Origin of the sequence: Mucilaginibacter sediminis (genome assembly GCF_051903035.1) — a bacterium.
Classification (GTDB): domain Bacteria; phylum Bacteroidota; class Bacteroidia; order Sphingobacteriales; family Sphingobacteriaceae; genus Mucilaginibacter.
Map to the genome: position 1 here is coordinate 4,164,916 of NZ_CP170602.1, position 17,555 is coordinate 4,182,470.

Annotated in this window: 16 protein-coding genes; 12 read left to right on the forward strand and 4 right to left on the reverse strand. The window is 43.8% G+C overall.

Going from position 1 to position 17,555, the window contains the following annotated elements; translation table 11 throughout:
* Nucleotides 1–105: 105 nt before the first annotated feature.
* Entirely contained in the window at nucleotides 106–1,149 is a 1,044-nt protein-coding gene (locus ACFGVS_RS16965) for a Kelch repeat-containing protein (protein WP_090641849.1), read from the reverse strand.
* Between the two features lie 275 nt (nucleotides 1,150–1,424).
* Here ACFGVS_RS16965 and ACFGVS_RS16970 point away from each other — a divergent pair, with 275 nt between their 5' ends.
* Entirely contained in the window at nucleotides 1,425–1,925 is a 501-nt protein-coding gene (locus ACFGVS_RS16970) for a VOC family protein (protein WP_439694841.1), read from the forward strand.
* A gap of 53 nt (nucleotides 1,926–1,978) precedes the next feature.
* Here ACFGVS_RS16970 and ACFGVS_RS16975 read toward each other — a convergent pair whose 3' ends face one another.
* A complete protein-coding gene (locus ACFGVS_RS16975) occupies nucleotides 1,979–2,497 on the reverse strand; it encodes a hypothetical protein (RefSeq protein WP_439694842.1) in 519 nt (172 codons plus the stop codon).
* A 177-nt stretch (nucleotides 2,498–2,674) separates the two neighbouring features.
* On the opposite strand from ACFGVS_RS16975, the gene ACFGVS_RS16980 reads away from it, so the two are divergent.
* On the forward strand, nucleotides 2,675–3,619 hold the full coding sequence (locus ACFGVS_RS16980; RefSeq protein ID WP_439694843.1) for an SDR family NAD(P)-dependent oxidoreductase: 945 nt from the start codon (nucleotides 2,675–2,677) through the stop codon (nucleotides 3,617–3,619).
* Nucleotides 3,620–3,692: 73 nt separating this feature from the next.
* Here ACFGVS_RS16980 and ACFGVS_RS16985 read toward each other — a convergent pair whose 3' ends face one another.
* Nucleotides 3,693–4,724, reverse strand: coding sequence for a HAMP domain-containing protein (locus ACFGVS_RS16985; RefSeq protein ID WP_439694844.1), 1,032 nt, complete (start codon nucleotides 4,722–4,724; stop codon nucleotides 3,693–3,695).
* A gap of 463 nt (nucleotides 4,725–5,187) precedes the next feature.
* On the opposite strand from ACFGVS_RS16985, the gene ACFGVS_RS16990 reads away from it, so the two are divergent.
* Both ACFGVS_RS16990 and ACFGVS_RS16995 read left to right on the forward strand, forming a co-directional pair.
* The gene (locus ACFGVS_RS16990) at nucleotides 5,188–5,364 is read left to right on the forward strand and encodes a hypothetical protein (RefSeq protein ID WP_439694845.1); all 177 of its coding nucleotides are present in this window, start codon (nucleotides 5,188–5,190) and stop codon (nucleotides 5,362–5,364) included.
* Nucleotides 5,365–5,482: 118 nt separating this feature from the next.
* The gene (locus ACFGVS_RS16995) at nucleotides 5,483–6,382 is read left to right on the forward strand and encodes a metallophosphoesterase family protein (RefSeq protein WP_439694846.1); all 900 of its coding nucleotides are present in this window, start codon (nucleotides 5,483–5,485) and stop codon (nucleotides 6,380–6,382) included.
* Between the two features lie 375 nt (nucleotides 6,383–6,757).
* On the opposite strand, the gene ACFGVS_RS17000 is transcribed toward ACFGVS_RS16995, so the two are convergent.
* The gene (locus tag ACFGVS_RS17000) at nucleotides 6,758–8,908 is read right to left on the reverse strand and encodes a glycoside hydrolase family 31 protein (RefSeq protein WP_177183717.1); all 2,151 of its coding nucleotides are present in this window, start codon (nucleotides 8,906–8,908) and stop codon (nucleotides 6,758–6,760) included.
* 181 nt (nucleotides 8,909–9,089) lie between these two features.
* Here ACFGVS_RS17000 and ACFGVS_RS17005 point away from each other — a divergent pair, with 181 nt between their 5' ends.
* From ACFGVS_RS17005 to ACFGVS_RS17040, 8 genes are read left to right on the forward strand one after another with little or no spacing between them, the layout of a single operon-like run.
* Nucleotides 9,090–9,944: an ABC transporter ATP-binding protein gene (locus ACFGVS_RS17005; protein ID WP_439694847.1), complete on the forward strand. Its 855-nt coding sequence runs from the start codon at nucleotides 9,090–9,092 to the stop codon at nucleotides 9,942–9,944.
* Complete coding sequence (locus ACFGVS_RS17010; RefSeq protein ID WP_439694848.1) at nucleotides 9,928–10,716, forward strand: hypothetical protein; 789 nt, start codon at nucleotides 9,928–9,930, stop codon at nucleotides 10,714–10,716. Before ACFGVS_RS17005 ends, ACFGVS_RS17010 begins: the two co-directional genes overlap by 17 nt.
* 6 nt (nucleotides 10,717–10,722) lie before the next feature.
* On the forward strand, nucleotides 10,723–11,115 hold the full coding sequence (locus tag ACFGVS_RS17015) for a GntR family transcriptional regulator (RefSeq protein ID WP_274210302.1): 393 nt from the start codon (nucleotides 10,723–10,725) through the stop codon (nucleotides 11,113–11,115).
* Nucleotides 11,112–11,864 carry a hypothetical protein gene (locus ACFGVS_RS17020; protein WP_439694849.1) on the forward strand — a complete coding sequence of 251 codons (753 nt, stop codon included), beginning with the start codon at nucleotides 11,112–11,114 and terminating at the stop codon, nucleotides 11,862–11,864. The genes ACFGVS_RS17015 and ACFGVS_RS17020 overlap by 4 nt, the downstream gene beginning before the upstream one ends.
* A 6-nt stretch (nucleotides 11,865–11,870) precedes the next feature.
* Nucleotides 11,871–12,758, forward strand: a complete 888-nt coding sequence (locus tag ACFGVS_RS17025) for an ABC transporter ATP-binding protein (protein WP_439694850.1) — start codon at nucleotides 11,871–11,873, stop codon at nucleotides 12,756–12,758.
* 21 nt (nucleotides 12,759–12,779) lie between these two features.
* On the forward strand, nucleotides 12,780–16,412 hold the full coding sequence (locus tag ACFGVS_RS17030) for an ABC-2 transporter permease (protein WP_439694851.1): 3,633 nt from the start codon (nucleotides 12,780–12,782) through the stop codon (nucleotides 16,410–16,412).
* Between the two features lie 24 nt (nucleotides 16,413–16,436).
* The gene (locus ACFGVS_RS17035) at nucleotides 16,437–17,126 is read left to right on the forward strand and encodes a hypothetical protein (protein WP_439694852.1); all 690 of its coding nucleotides are present in this window, start codon (nucleotides 16,437–16,439) and stop codon (nucleotides 17,124–17,126) included.
* Between the two features lie 33 nt (nucleotides 17,127–17,159).
* Nucleotides 17,160–17,387 carry a hypothetical protein gene (locus ACFGVS_RS17040; RefSeq protein ID WP_439694853.1) on the forward strand — a complete coding sequence of 76 codons (228 nt, stop codon included), beginning with the start codon at nucleotides 17,160–17,162 and terminating at the stop codon, nucleotides 17,385–17,387.
* The last annotated feature ends 168 nt before the right edge of the window (nucleotides 17,388–17,555 follow it).

The window sequence follows — 17,555 nt, forward strand, 5'->3', positions numbered from 1 at the left end:
CAATAAATCTCAAACAAAGAATACTCCCGTCACAAAAAGGGATGTGTACCTGCAACAATACCTGTTTAATCCGGCGCATTATTTATGCTATTCGGGCATCCTAACCTATGGGTTAAATTTCCAGAAATCGTTGAAGTACACCGGATAGGTGGCTCCGCCCGCTATTTTACTACCTGCTCCAAGGCCGAAATATGCGGTGTTGCCGATTACGAATCCAACAGCTGCCGACCTTTCCTGCCCTTTAAAATCTTCAGCTTTAGTCCATTGATCTGTAGCCGTATCATATATCAGTACAGCTTTACGGAATTTCAGATTTTGGCCAATTCCGCCAACAACATAAATCTTGGTGCCCATAGCAAAGGTAACCGGGTTATAAAGCGGCTCAATAACGTCGGCCTTTTTTGTCCACTTATCTAAAGCTGGGTCGTATGCCCAAAAATCACTCACAACTTCTTCCATGCTGGTACCTCCGCCAATATAGGCCTTGCCATTAACAGAAGCACTGATCATTTCGGCAATGCCCGTTCCGGGATAATCTGTCATTTGGATCCATTGATCGGTAGCCGGTGTATATTTCCACAGATCCTGTTTTGTTCGCAAGAGGCTGCCAAGTAAGTATCCATAACCACCTATTGAAAAAGATATTGCGCCTTGTCTTTTACCGCCTGGAAAATCCGCCTTTTGTATCCATGTGTCTTTGGAAGGATCGTATTCCCAAAAATCGCTGTATAAAAGATTTGTACTGTAGTTAAACCCGGTGCCCATGTACGTTTTGTTGTTTATTGAAAATCCGGTCATCAGCCCCATTCCCTTCCCGGGATAGTCATTTAGCTGATGCCATTTATCAACCGAAGGATCATACTGAAATACATTGGCGGTGCTATGGCCGGAAGGCTCCTCATATTGTCCACCAATTACATATCCTTTATTTCCCCCGGAAAATCCAAACGTCCAGCGAAGTGCGGTACCCGGATAGTTTCCCAATTGAACCCACCCCTTCGCCTCTACTTTTGTAGTATCGGTTTTTGTAGTATCGACTTTTGTAGTATCGGTATTATCACCCGGACCTGGTTCTACATGGAGTTTTCTACATGAGGTGATAACGAAAAGCAATAAAATTGCAATTATCGTCAAACTTAATTTAGGCATGATAATTTAATATAGGTTTACTATATAAATTTACAACAAAAAACGACAAAACCAAACGAAAAATTCACGCTGTTTGACGCCGCCCAACTTCGGACAATTATGTATTTGGCAATCACTGTACACTTACCTTTTTTATACTAAAAAGATATAATATCTCCCTATACGAGCTTCATATCAAAACGCACACGCCATAGCCTGTTACCAGTTTAATTTGGCAAAACATTCATTTAATCCCGCGCATTATTTAGCTATCTTTAACAATAAAATTATTGCTGATGAAAAAAATCACGCTCATTGCCTTATTGTTGGTTGCTTTTTTAATGGGCTACGGCTTTAGTCAATTAACCCGCAAACCTATCCCCGGCCCAAGAGTAACAGCGCTCGGCGGAATATTCTTTAAGGCCAAAAACCCGGCGGCATTAAAGACCTGGTACGAAAAAAACCTGGGTATGCGTATGGTAGGGAGTGGCACCAACTTTGAATGGCACCAGGGTATAGACAGTACCAAAAAAGGCTTTACCTTATGGGCGCCGTTTAAGGAAACCACCAAATATTTTCAACCCTCGGAAAAGCAATTCATGATCAATTACCGGGTAGAACAGCTGGATGCGTTGCTTATCAAGCTGAAAGCCTCCGGCATCTTACCTACAGATTCGGTGGAAAGAGTTAGTTATGGCAATTTTGTTCATCTAATGGACCCGGAAGGCAATAAGATTGAACTTTGGGAACCCAATGACGTGGAATATGCCAGGATGAGTACAATTACTACGAAATAGCTATTCGTGTAGTTAAAAAAAAGGAATTAGGAGCTGGTTGAAACTTCGATTATTTACGGGCCCTGAGTTTTTTGTTTATCCCAGCGCTTACCTTCATAAAGTACCACACTGCCATTAAACAACTCAACATCCCTGGGCGCAACCCATTCCTCAACCCGCCTTACCATACCATTAGGCGATGTTGTGCGCAGCGCCCGCCGTTTTTGCCCGCTGGTGGTTACAAAGGCTTCCTGCTCCTGAACTACCATGTAATCGTTACCATTCTGGTAAACCGCGGTATCTTTCCATTCAAAATCCGGCAGTACTAAACTTGCGGCAAAAATGGCACTTACCGGCAATATGGCAATACTTAACAATATGGCTGCCGGCAAGGCAAAAGGCGGCTTATACAGCATAAAACTAATAAGCAGCGTAAATAGCAGCCCGGCCAGTCCAAACAAACCTAAGGCTGTACTGGTAAGCAGCCTTAAAACGCCATTCATAATCTGGATGGGTAATAATGCTTCCCAGGGCACCAGGCCCAATAAAGCTATAAAAGCAAACGTTATGATACGTTTAACAGGCCATTTCATTGATGATTTAACTGGAATAGGTTTATGCATGCCCGAAGGAAAGATAGGTAATTTGCCGGGACTTTACACTGATAAAAAACATCTCCGGCCGCTACTTCAATCAGCAAAATTACTAATTTGAGCCACATAACTTTTTTAAAAATTACCGGTTTTGTTCTGTTAATTTTATCGTTCCATATGAAAACAGCACAAAAACCAATTCATTCAGGATTTAATGCCAACAGCACGGCCGCCGAAGTTGCCGCAGGTCATAATTTAACCGGCAAAATTGCTCTAGTAACCGGTGGAAATTCCGGAATAGGTTACGAAACGGTAAAAACATTGGCTGATATAGGGGCGCATGTTGTTGTTGGCGCCAGGGATGCCGAAAAATCAAAGGAGCGCCTTGCCGGGCTTAAAAATGTATCCCTCATCCCCCTTGACCTGGCCGATCCAGCTTCTGTAGACGCCTTTGCCGAACGCTTCCTGGCTGAATATAACAGCCTGCATTTACTCATTAACAATGCGGGGTTGTACCGGCCGCCACAATTCCTTACAGACAAGCGGGGCTACGAACTCCAGTTTGGTGTAAACTACCTGGGCCACTTTCAACTTACCGGGCGGCTATGGCCGGCCTTAAAAAATGCCGGCGGCGCGCGGGTTGTTGCACTATCTTCCATAGGCCACCGGTATATGGGCCTGCAACTGGATGACCCAAACTTTGAAAAACATCCTTTTGATAAATCGAAAGCTTACGGGCAGTCAAAAACTGCCACCTCACTTTTTGCCGTTGAACTTGACAGGCTTGGGCAGCAACATAATATAAGGGCATTTGCAGTACACCCCGGCGCCATACTTACCGATGCCTTCCGCTATATGACGGACGAAGAAATACAAGCCTGGACCCAGCGGGTAAAAGGTATTAAAACCACGCAGCAGGGTGCTGCTACTTCCATCTGGTGCGCCCTGAGCAATCAGCTTGATGGCATAGGAGGCGTTTATTGCGAGGATTGCGATATCGCAGAACTGGTGCCCGACGATTTACAGGCAGGCTACGGCGTGCGTTCCTTCGCCATCAATCCGGACCAGGCGGTTGCCTTATGGCGGTTCAGCGAGAAGATTACCGGTGTCATTTACGGTTGATGATCCTTCCTTGGTGTACCTCGGGTGTTTAAACATTGTGATGAGGACCCTCGTTAAATTTCCAATCCCAAACCTAAACGCCCACGGCTTTAAATACGTGGATTGTACCTGCCGGATAGCTTGCAACGGTAAGCGCGTCAAGGTCGGGCTTTAAATTGGGCACTGTAACTTTAAGCGTTTTTTGTTGAAAATGGGCGGCTTTTAAAGAGTTTTCCGTATCGTCTACAAGTATTTTCAGCAATTCATTGGTTTCGGATAATGCTACAACAGACTGGCCGACAACCAGCTTTTCGCCCAGGTTTAACATCTTTTTCGCTTCCTGGTTAACAAACAGAATTTCCTGATTTTCGCTGATACCAATCACGGCGCCGGGTATTTCTTCTGCCAGTGTTTTTAGTCGCAGTTCGGTCGCTATAAGTTTGCTAAGGCTTGCATTCTCCTGTTCGCCCAATTTGGCTGCCATGGCATTAAAAGCTTCGGCCAGGCGGGCAAATTCATCGCTGGTTTTAAAATGCAGCCGGGTATTATAATTTTTTATACTAATTTGCTCCAAACCATCTGCCAGTTCCTCTAACGGGTTGAGTATAAACCCCGGGAAATTCACAATTAAAATAAAAAGGATCAAAAAGGTAATAAACACCATACCACCGAGGTATAGCGTAGACTTATTGACGGTGGAATGCGTGTAATTATTTTTAAGCTCGATAGCATGCATGTTTAAACCCTCTATATCTTTCAGTTGCAGGCGCGCATCCCGCTCGGCAAGTTGTTGCTGATTCAAAGGCAGCGAGGGGGTGCTTAACAAAACAAAGGCTTTGCGCAACTGGGCTGTCGCCGCGCTTTCGCCGGGTTCGGTAATATTGTTTTCTTGTTTTTTTAGCGCCTGGTTAAATGTTTCGGCTACGCCAGGTTTCAGCGGCAAGTCGTTTTCATCCAAAACCGATCGCATTTGACGGGTATACGTTAAGGTAGCGTAGTTGTTTTTTAAAGTAATGCTGGCGGTTTCGGATATTACTTTAATGTAGTAGATAGACACAATGCCAAAAACAACCACCACAACAAACAAGAGGCCAAATCCTAACAAGAGCTTTTTTTTGATTTTCATAACTATACAATGCGTTAAAATGTAATAGTACCTTGAACAGGAGGAAGACTGTGCGTAAAGATAATTAAAAATCTATCTGGATTATAAGGTTTTTGGGCCAAGAAATATAATTTGATTTTACTGAGCGCTTCTATCGGAACAATGAAAAACCCCATCACTACCTTTTCCGTGTTATATTACCTTTTTCCATATTATATTACCTTTCTGTTAAATAATGCTCAACGGGTAAAATTCCCGTTTTGGTGGTTTAACTTTGCGGCGGTTACCAGGTGAAAAAGGTATACCGCTGCGTAGGGCGCCGGACGGCGGCATATGAAAGGTTCGAGCCCTTTCCCTACATCTCGCAAAGAATTAAGTGCCGGAAATTAAGCGTTATTTTTGCGGAGCGGGTGTTTGAGCTGTTTACAGCAGACATTGATGAGATGAATACCCGCCGGCCACATTAGCCTGTAAAACCTTTTTTATGAACAATATAAATTATCTTGAAGTAAGTTTAGCGGTGCTTGCAGTGGTTGTGTTGGTGGTTTGGCTGGTGCGCCGCAACATCAGGGACGAGAAGAAGTTTGAAAAAGACATGATCCAATCGGAAATGAAACCCGACACCGAAGAGCAGGATGAGCGGGGCGATCCGTTGGTTTAATATTAAGTTGAAAGTACTAAGTCTTGAGCTCTAAGTCGAATTTGCTTTTTTGACTTAGAGCTTAAGACTTTCGACTAAAGACTAAACAGTAGCATCAGATTAAATTTTACATTTAGGCATGCAGAGAAGAGCAGCATTAAAAAACATTGGCGGCCTGTTGCTGGTACCGTCTATTGGGTTAAGCCAGGGTATTGACCCTAAAAGACGCGCGTTAAGGATAGCACATGTTACCGATATACACCTGAAAGACAAGTTTGGCGCTCCGGCCAAATTTGTGAAATGCCTGCACCATGTACAACAGCAAAAGCCCGACCTTGTACTAAACGGTGGTGACATTGTGTTTGACATGAACAAGGAAAACCTGGGCACCATTAACACACAATGGCAGCTGATGAAGGGTATCCTGAAAGCCGAAACCAGCATACCCACCCATTTTTGCCTGGGCAACCATGATATTTGGTGGAACGAGGATAATAAAAGCCAGGTGGTTTACGGCAAACAATACAGCATGGACCAGCTACAGCTGGCCAGGCCATATAACAGTTTTATACAGGGCGGATGGAAGTTTATTTTGCTCGATAGCGTTCACCTGGACGTTGATGGTACCTGGTACATTGGCAAACTGGGCGACGAGCAGTTTGCCTGGCTTGAAAACGAACTAAAAACTGCAGATGCGGCTATGCCAGTACTCATCATGTCGCACATCCCTATCCTGAGCGCTACGGTGCTGATAGCCGACAACATTATTAACAAATGGGAAATACTGGGCGGCGACATGCATACCGATAGCACCCGCATCATTAACCTGTTTGCCCAATACCCCAACGTAAAGCTATGCCTGGCCGGCCACATCCACCTGCGCGACAAGGTGGTGTACAACAACGTTACCTACATTTGCAACGGCGCGGTAAGCGGCGCCTGGTGGGAAGGTAACCTGCGCCAAACCGCCCCCGGCTACGGCTTAATTGACCTGTATGCCGATGGCACCTTTGAAGAGCAATATGTGAATTACCTTTGATAGTTGTACTTGTACGAGGAGAAAGGCGGAAAACATATTGCAGCTTTACAATAGCTATTACAGGTTGCTTACTCGCCTGTCGCTAAACTTAGCCGTACCTATGCCCCGGCCAGGGCAAACAGCAAGGAAGAAGCCATTGTTGAAGCGAAAAAATTGAACCTGGTCGAAAATCAATTTTATTTTGCATTGCCGGGAGAACTTTATCCGGTTTAGATAACCAAAAAGCAAAAGCGAATTTTAAAAATGTCCTGACTATTACCCGTACTCCCGCGGGTGAAATATCATTTAGAAAATAACAGATGAACTTTGGACGTTTTTTTGAAAATCACCCGCCGCGGGCATCTTCAACCTGAAACGTTTAAACTATGCGGAACTTTACCTGATCACTTCCCAGTTTTTGACATAATACCTGCTGCCTTTGAAAGCACCGGTTTTTTTTACCCCACCCTTACCATGCTGATAGCTCAAACTAAGGTTATTATATTTTCCTTTTTCAAAGTCGAAGGTTACGCCATCATCTTCGAATAAGGAGAAAGGTTTCGGTTCATCGCCATACACATAGCAGGTAAGTTCGAAACGGGTTTCCGGGCTTATGTATTCTACCGGCTTAGCCAGAGGCAAAATAGTACCCTCTTTCACAAATATCGGCAGCTCGGTATAACTGGTTTTTATGATATATTCTTGTCCTCCCGGATATTTTTTACGGGTATTGAAATCGTACCAGTTGCCTGCAGGAAGGTAAACTTTGCGTTCATCGCTATTTTCGGTAAGCGGAGCAGCCAAAATTCCCTGGCCTATCATATATTCATCATCGATATTGAAAACTTTCGGGTCAGTTGGATAATCAACAACCAGGGCCCTGAAGGGCGGAATGCCCTTTGAATGGTAATCGGCAAATGCGCTATACAAATAAGGAACCAGGCTCATCCTGAAATTAAGAAGTTTACGCACATCGGCCTCTACAGCTTTCGCGTTCTCCATAAACTCGTTTTTATTGTTTTTATCTCTGTTGATTTGCAGCCAGGGCGGATTTTGCAGATACCAGGAATTGTATAGTGTTTGAGCCGATAGTACCGCTGTTTGACTGCGGCGCATCAGGTCGGCAACAGATTTGGATTCCCTGACCTCGGGCGACCAGATCAATCCTGAAAATCCGGAATTACTGATCATCTGGATATATTCATGGTGATCATACGTATCGCTGTAAAGCGACGCAGGATAAGAGGAAGCAAATGCATTAGAGGCCCGCACATCCAGGAAAGTTCGGATGTTAAGTTCTTTATAAATATTATAAACTGTTTTTTGGTAAACAACACCAAAAACCTGGTGCATTTGCTCGCCGTTAATTCCAGAAGGAAAACGACTATGTTCCGGAAAACTCCAGGTAGCATTCCCCGTGGTGAGGTTGGAGTTATCGCACTCATCCATTTTAAAACCGGAGATGCCTTTGAGCACAAAGGTATCTTTATGATAGTCGGCAAATAATTTACCGGCCGAAGGGTCAACAAAATCCGGTACAAGGCCGTTCCAAACCAGGTAATCTCCCGATTTAATTTTAAGGGGTACATAAAGCGGCGATTTAGGATTTACGAACGCATGTTCCCACAAGTTGATGTGAAACCCTTTAGTCTTCATAGTATCTATGAACTTGTCATGATCAGGAAAAAAATCTTTATTCCACACGTATGAGCAGGAATAGGCGGTTGTTTGCCATTTCGGTTCCAGGCCAAGTACATCACACGGAATTTGGTTATCCCTAAAATAAGAAGCCATCTTGCCTACCTGTTGCTGGTTAAAGTCGGCCTTTACGCGGTATTTAACGCCAAGGCCCCACATAGCCGGCAAGGCCCCGCCGCCCGAAAATAAATTATAACGCTGTAAAACATTAATTAAGTCTGGGCCTTCAAATATATAAACCTCAACGCCCTGCACACCCGGAACATCTACCGCCACATAGCCCGACGCTGGACGATCATTTTTATACAACTCTTCAACAGAGTTACCGCTTTTACCATCATTTACATGAACCGCACCCGTATTTTTGGCGGTGCTGCCGCAGTAAAATGTAGTGTAATGCGAAGTATTCACCAGGATGCCATAACCTTTGTTCGATACATAAAATGGCATAGGGGCGTGGCTATATCCCAGGTCATGTGAAGGGTTATCATTTACTATAGGTTTTTTCCGAAGGCCTTTTTGATTGAAAGACCCCATTTGCAGGCCGAATCCATAAAGCTGTTCTTCATTGTCTAAAGGTATCTCTATAACCGCCCCGCGATCAGAAACATTGATCTTAATGTCGTTAACATTGAAGGGCAGTTTGGCTTCAGGCAATCTGCTCATCTCTGCTACCACGGGTTTTTCACTACAAAAGCTGTAAGGCGAAAACTTTTCCGGCTGGCCCGATGTGAGTTTTTTTACACCAGGTGCCACCGTTGCAACCTGTGGAGGTTGTTGTGCGATAGCAAAAAAGGAAATGTTGTGAAGAAGTACAAACAAAAGCGCGAATCGGGTGGTAAGTTTCATAAACAAATATACAATCAAGCTTTCGTATCTCTCAATAATACAATGATGCATTAAAGTTCAGCAAATGCTGTACATTGAAAATATTCTACCGGAAATTTTATCGAAAATTGTTTTAAGGGCTTGTATATCTCAAATTTAGTTGTGTACATTTGTAGTGCACTATCTAACTATAGCACCTATTATGATAGAGATTAAAGAACTGCATTTCGGGTACCAAAAAAACAAGCCGCTTTTTAGCGGACTAAATCTTTCCTTGAGCAAAGGCCATATTTACGGCCTGCTTGGCAAAAACGGGGCAGGCAAATCAACCCTGCTCAAAAACATGGTAGGCCTTACCTACCCGGCAAAGGGCGCCTGTTACTATAACAACAAAAATGTTTTCGGCAGGCCGGTTTCTGTTTTGGAAGATGTTTACTTTTTGGCCGAAGAGCTTTTTGTGCCCGATATTACACCCGCACAGTATGTTAAAAGCACCGCTGTATTTTATCCCAAATTCAGCAAAGCCGATTTTTACCGGTACCTGGCCGCTTTGGATGTTGATATGGATGCCGCGATGGATAAGCAAAGCTATGGCCAGCAAAAAAAGGCGATGATCGCTTTCGGGCTTGCCACCAATACCGGCTTGATGATCATGGATGAGCCCACCAACGGATTAGATATTCCATCCAAAGTGCAGTTCAGAAAGCTGATAGCATCGGTATTAACCGAAGATAGGTGCATTGTAATATCTACCCACCAGGTACGCGATCTGGATAGCCTGATTGATACCCTGCTCATTTTACATAAAGGCGAAATAGTGGTTAATCAATCAATGGATGAAGTAGCCGAAAAAATAACCTTTGGCAGCTATGCCGATACCGAAGGCTTGCCGGTGCTATATGAAGAAAAAGGCCAGCGCGGCAAAAACGTTATTATTCAAAACAGCACCGGCGAGTATAGTAAAGTTGATCTTGAACTGCTGTTTAACGCCATTACAACCGGCAACCATCTTGTTTTACAAACACTAAAAGCTACAGCAAATGAACGAGATATTTAACCTGAAACGCTTTGGCCGGCTGTTTTACAAACACACAACCGAGCATTATAAAAGCTACCTGATGTCAATAACGGTGCTTACCTGCGTGCTGTTGCTGGGTGGCAGCTTCCTGGTATTTTTGATGGATGTGCGCATGGAGCTACCGCTGCAGCTTTTGCTATTGGGCTGGGTTATACTGTTCACCGGCACCATATTTACCAGCACCATATTTACCGACCTGGGCGACGATAAAAAAGCGCTGGGCGCATTAACCCTGCCAAGTACCCATTTTGAAAAATACCTGGTGGCCTGGCTATACTCGTTCGTAGTATTTTTGGCGGTATCAATAGGCTGTTTTTACCTGGTAATGCTATTTTTATTACATGCTAAGCATTTTCCAGGGCCGCCGCTTGAAATATTCAGCCTTTTTTACCGCATACTTGGTTTTGGTGGTAACGTGTTGTTCATCATCCTTATTTTGTATTCGCTGTTTCATTCTATCGCCTTTTTGGGGGCTATCTGCTTCAAAAAACTTCATTTTGTTAAAACCGCGCTGATTTTTTTTATCGTGATAGCCATACTCATCACCCTTAACAACGTAGCTATGCATTATATGATACATCGCGATATTATCCAGGTGGTGCCATTTACATCGGTAGGTTTTATGGAAAAAGGGAAGTACTATGCCGTAAACCCCGAAGATTTTGTTTGGACGGGCCAATTGGTATATATCATTGTGGCATTTATTTTATGGACGGCTGCCTACTTTCGTCTTAAGGAAAAACAGGTGTAATGCATTATGGAATTTAAAGATAAGGATGCCATATACCTGCAGATAGCAGCTTATGTGAGCGAAAATATATTATTAGGCAAATGGCTGCCTGAAGAAAAGATCCCTTCCACGCGCGATATGGCAGTTGAGCTCGAAGTAAACCCAAACACAGTTATCCGGGCGTACGAGTTTTTGCAATCGCAGGAGGTAGTGATCAATAAACGCGGGCTGGGCTTGTTTGTGGCACCGGATGGGCCGCAAAAGGTGAAGGCCTATCGCAAACAGCGTTTTATTCAGCAACAATTGCCCGATTTTTTCAGGAATATATACCTGCTGGATATCGACATCAAAGACCTGGAGAACATGTACAAGGAATACACGGCCGGCTTAACCCAGCCTAAAGCAGACGAAAACAAATGAAAACGAGTACAAAAATATTTATAGCCGCTTTAGTATTCCTGGTGCTATGCATCGGGGGATACGACCTGTTGCTGAAAAAAGAATTTTTAACCGGCCGGTACAAAAACTATTATTCGCACTTTACCCCGCTGCCATACAAGGATTTTGATGCCCTGGAAATAAATGCCGCGCATAAAGCCAGTGTTGAGGTAGTGCAGGGTCCATTTGGTGTAAAAGCCGACCCCAACATACTTGATTACGTACAGTTTACCCAAAAGGGCAGTCTGTTACAAATGAATATCCAGTACAACACCAACCGGTTTTATAATGATGAAAATTACCGCATCATCATATCGTGCCCCGGCCTTTCAAGCTTAACTGCTAATGCCTTCATCGTTATCAATAAACAACGTGTTATTGATACCACAACAAACGACAACTGGAATTATGGTAAAATAATGATTGATGGCTTTAAACAGGATAGTTTAACCATAAGCCAGGATTATGGCAGCCAGGTTGTACTGGCCAATAATAATATTGGCCTGCTAAACGCCACAGTTGGGATAAGCCCTTTAAGTGGATCGCATATTACCATCTTAAAAAGCAACCACTTTAATGTAGCAAAGCTACAACTGCTTAATAAAAGCACCCTAAGCCTTAACCAAGCTAAAATAAACCAGTTGGATTATCGCCCCGGCGATAGTACCCGCCTCATTATAAACGGGGCTGCCAAAAACAGCCTGCTACCCTATATCCACCTTAAACAATAGCATCTTATGAAATTACAAATCAATTCCCTTTCAAAAACTTACGCCAACGGGGTACATGCATTAAAAGATGTATCCCTCACTTTAAATAACGGTATGTTTGGTTTATTAGGCCCAAACGGGGCTGGCAAATCATCGCTGATGCGCACCATTGCAACCTTGCAGGAAGCCGATAAAGGCAGCGTTTTTTTAGATGACCTGGATGTGCTTAAAAACAAAACCCAGGTAAGGCAGCTGCTTGGTTACCTGCCACAGGAGTTTGGCGTATACCCAAAAATATCAGCCGAGCGAATGCTTGACCATATTGCCCAGCTTAAAGGCATAGGTAATGCCGCCGAGCGCAAAGAACTGGTGGGCAGACTGCTCGAAAATGTGAACCTATCTAAAGACCGCAAAAAACACCTGGGCACCTTCTCGGGCGGGATGAAACAGCGCTTTGGTATTGCCCAGGCCTTAATAGGTAACCCCAAGCTTATCATTGTTGATGAGCCAACCGCCGGCCTTGACCCTGCCGAGCGTAACCGTTTTTACAACCTGCTGAGCCAGCTGGGCGAGAATACTATTGTAATTTTAAGCACCCATATTGTAGAGGACGTGAGCACCCTTTGCGCCAACTTTGCTATTATTTGCCAGGGCGAAGTATTATACGCCGGCCAGCCCGATGCCGCCGTAACCGAACTGGAAGGCAAAATTTACAGCAAAGCCATCAACAAAGCCGATCTTGATTTTTACAAAGATGATTTTTCGGTTATCTCTACCCAGTTAAAAACGGGGCAGCTGCACATTCGCATTATACAGGATACTGAACCGGGCAACGGCTTTATCGCCGCAACCCCCAACCTGGAGGATGTTTACTTTAGCAATATTGCCACCCGAGTAGATGTAAATACTATTTAACCCGCTTAAAAACAAAATATTATGTTTTGGAAAATATTCATTTTCGAGGTGCAAAACCGCCTCAGAAGGCCCGCGGTTTATCTTTATTTTGCCGCCATTCTTGCATTTACCATCACGACATTTGCTACCGGATCGTTACCCATGGGCGATAAAGAGCACATCAACGCGCCTTTTGTTTTGGCATTATGGTGCGCGGGTATTACCATGTTTATGATGCTGGTAAGCTCATCAATCATGGGCGAGCCGCTTTACCGGGATATTGAAAACAATACTAAAGATTATTACCTCACCTACCCCATTACCAAAGCAGGTTATTTTTGGGGCAGATACCTGGGCAGCTTTGTGTTTATGCTTTTTATAGCCAGCGCCATAATTATCGGGGCTTACATTGGTACAAAACTTGGCCCGGCCATGGGCTGGAAAGACCCTAAAGAATACGGCCCCAATAAACTCATTTATTACCTGCATCCTTTTTTGGTGATGGCCCTGCCCAACCTGTTTTTTACCTCGTCGTTATTTTTTGGCCTGGTAGCGCTTACCCGGAATGTCAAGGTGATTTATACCGGTGGCATCCTGCTTTTTCTGGGTTATTTTATTTCTGTTTTCTTTCTGCAAAATACCAGTAATGCCACAGTAATTATCAATGCCGATCCCTTTGGTATCAGCGCCGTGCGCTTTATGTCGGACATTACCACATCGGCTGATAAAAACACGATGCTGTTCCCGGTTACCGGCGCTTTTTTGACCAACCGGTTGATATGGACAGGCGTTGGCCTGGTAATTTTGGTATTTACCTACATGCGGTTCAGCTTCGAAAGGTTTTTTAGCGGCAAGCGCGATAAAGCGGCCATTGATGATGTGGTTTCAAAAACAAAACGGGCATTGGTATTAAAGGCCAATACCAGTTTTACCGGCTCCTACAACCGTAAAACCTTATTTAACCTTGCGCGGGTAGAACTCACCAACATCATCCGCGATAATTATTTCTGGATAATTTTACTGGCCGGAATGGGCTTCCTGGGTTTTGTATTCTGGCTGGGCATGAATGATTATGGGGTTGCCTATTTCCCGCGCACCGTAATTTTAATGGCCATATTTAACGATGTCTTCCCCTTCTTCATCTTCTTCATCATCATATTTTACACCGGCGAAACCCTGCACCGCGACAAAATTACCCGTTACGCGTTCATTAACGACTCGTTACCGCCGCCAAACTGGGTGCTTAATGGTTCAAAGCTCCTCGCTTTGCTGGTATTGGGTTTCGGCCTATCGCTGGTTCCGCTGATAACGGGATTGTTTGTACAAACCATAAAGGGCTTTCATCAATACAACCTGTCGTTTTTTTTAATGTATGTGTTTACGGTAATTATGCCGCGCTTCCTGGAGATGGTCATTTTCGCCTACGTGGTACACGTTGTTATCAATAATAAGTTTGTGGCGCATGGTGTTGGGGTAGCTATTTGGGTGCTGGTTTTCTTTTTAAATACTACCGGGATATTCAATTACAACCTGCTCATTTACTCCTATACCCCTTGGTACGGCATATCAGATATGGATGGCATAGGTCACATGCAGGCACCTGTGTATTGGTTTAACCTGTACTGGCTGTTATGTGGCGGGCTGCTTATTATTATAGCCGCTTTGTTTTATTATCGTGGCGTTACCAGCTCATTTAAAGAGCGGCTGCAACTGGTGGGCCAACGGTTTGATACCAAAACAAAACTTTTTACAGTGGTTGTTGGCATAGCTTTTTTGGCTGTAGGCGCTTACAATTACTACAACATTAGCTACCTGAACAACTTTTTAACCCAGGGCGAAAACGAAGACAGAGCCATTATCTACGAAAAAACTTTAAAAAAATACGCCGACCTGCCACTACCAAAGGTTACCGGGATAAAGCTATTTGCAGATATTTATCCTGATAAGCAGCAGGAAATTGTAAAAGCCTTTGTAACTGTTTTTAACCCCACTGATAAACCAATTGAAAGGCTATTGTTAGATGGCGATGACGTTACCGGTTATAGTATAAAAATAGCAGGCAAGCCCGTGCCCTTTACCTATCCGCTGCTGTACAAACGGGGTATGTTCAATTGGCTCAGGCCAAAACAGGATACGGCCGACTTTAGGTTATACCAGTTTGAAAAGCCTTTGGCCCCGGGCGATTCGGCCGTGTTCGAGGTTAATTCATACATCGCACATAAAGGCTTCGAAAATGGTTTGTATGCCAAAAACCTGCTGCATAACGGTACATTTTTTAACGGCGGCCTGCCCGGCATGGGCTATGATGATGACGACGAGGAAAACAGCAACTATGTGCGCAAAAAAAATGGGTTGCCCGAGAAGCAAGAGGAAGAAATAGCGCAAAACGACCCGGTAGGCATCAGTACCCTTAAATCGGGCAAAGCTTCCGGTTTGCTAAACCTTGATATTACGGTAAGCACATCGGCCAATCAAACCGCCATAGCCCCCGGCAACCTGCAAAAACACTGGCAGCAAAATGGCCGCAACTATTACCACTACACCGGTAATAATTTTTATGCCCCGCTGGCTATCCTGTCGGCAAGGTATGCAAACCGGCATGATAGCGTACAGCTTAACCATAAGGTTAATGTTGATATTTACTACCACCCGGCGCATAATACCAATATCAACCGCATAATGGCGGCTTATAAAGATGGATTGCATTATTTTTCAAAGGCATTTGGCCCCTACCCTTTCAATGATATCCGCCTGGCCGAAACAAGTGATTTTGGCCCGCATGATGCCTCATTAAGTACGCTTGATACTTATGCCGAGCGATATGCCTGGAACGCCAATTTTGAAAACCCCAACCAGTTTGATTTTGTATATTTTAACACCAGCCGCCAGCTGGCACAACAATGGTGGCGCTACCAGGTTGCGCCAAACGCAACTGTAGGCTCATTGGTAATACCCGAAGGCCTTGCCAGTTATAGCGCCTTGCTTATGGCCGAGCAAAAGTATGGTAAAGACAATATGAAATGGATATTGTATGACCAGGTGAACTTTTACACCTTTATCAGGCACCGGATGGAAGATAAGGAACATCCCCTGATAAAGGCCGACAAGTGGTTTTTATGGGGCGGCAAGGCCGGCCTGGTATTGTACACCCTAAAAGATTTGATGGGCGAAGACAGCCTGAACAATGCACTGCGCGAATTTAAAAACGCCTATGCTTTTAAAAGCAAGCCACCTTACGCCGGCAGTACCGATTTGTACCGCTACCTGCAAAAGCATGTGCCCGATTCGTTACAATATTATTTAACTGATACCTGGCAAAAAATCACGCTTTACGATAATAAACTGATCGATTTAAAATCGGTACCTACCGGTATCGAAAACGAATACAAGGTTACCCTTACCGTAAATGTTGGTAAAGTTTGGATTGATAGCAAAGGCAATGATATCGAGGCCAAAAACATGAACGATTATATAGATATCGGCGTGTTTGGGGCCAATACTACCAATAAGGAAGGCAGGTTGGTAACCAACCCGCTTTACCTTAAACGGCACAAGCTTACCGCCGGCAAGCACACCATAACCATAATTGTAAAAGGCAAACCCGTAAACGCAGGCATCGACCCCTACAACAAACTGATAGACCGTTTAATGGGCGATAATTCGAAGGATTTTTAACCTGCCCATTTCAAAAATTTAAAAATGAAAAACTTAAAAATAACAATCAAAATCTTCGCGGCCACGGCAACAGTATTAATCTTTATCCCGGGCATTATTACAATTGCCCCCGTGATGGCCGCACCGATAAAGCAACAAGCCCACATTATGGCTGATACGCCGTTAAAGGCCTTTGAAGGAATTTATCAGCTTAAGGAAAACGAGTATATGAGTTATCAGATTTATATTGATAACGGTAAACTGGTGGCAAAAATGTTAAACAATAAAACCGGGCTTTTACTCTCCCGAAAATCCGACCTGAGTTTTGAAGTAACCGATGCCGATGGCGACGAAACATCGACAATTGTTTTTTCAAAAAACGAAGCCGGCGAAATAACCCAGGCTATATTGGCGGGCAGCCAATATTTTATCAGGGTTAAAAATATACCACCGATAATTGAGGTGAAACTGAGCGCCGCGCAACTAAAAGTAGTGGAAGGCAAATACCAGCTGGAAGGCAAAACAGATCTATTTTTACAGCTTACGGCAACAGAAAATGGCTTGCTGCTAAAACAACTTTGGGATAACCAGGAAATTAGTTTCATGCCGCTTAACGATTTGCTTTTTTTAAATAAAGAGCGGGGGTTTCCGCTTAAATTCAGTAAAGATATTGCCGGAAATATTGTTAAGGTGGTAGCATTTAACCGCGATACCTGGGATAAGGTAAAGCCATAGGCTGTTATCATTTAGCAAATTACCGCTCAGCTTATGCACCAAAAACAACTCCTAAACCTTACCATCAAAAAGCTCATCGGCGAGGCAACTACCGATGAGCTTTTGACACTTGAAAGCCTGGTAAAAAGCCACAAAGCCGATGCATTTTTTGTAAATACCATAACCGACTGGTTCAACACTGATAACGAGACAGACGATGGGCAGAATGAGCTGTTATTTAAACGCGTCAAGGATAAAATAACCGATGAACCGTTAAAATAAAATGAATGCCTGACTAAAAAATAAAGAACCACAGTCGTTATTCTCCACACAGAGAACCCAAATTGCACACATAGTGTAAAGTGCTTTACATTATGTGCACAAAAACAGTAAAAACTTGTACATCAAACACTTTAGGGGTATTTTTAAATAAAAACAGGTTAACCGATT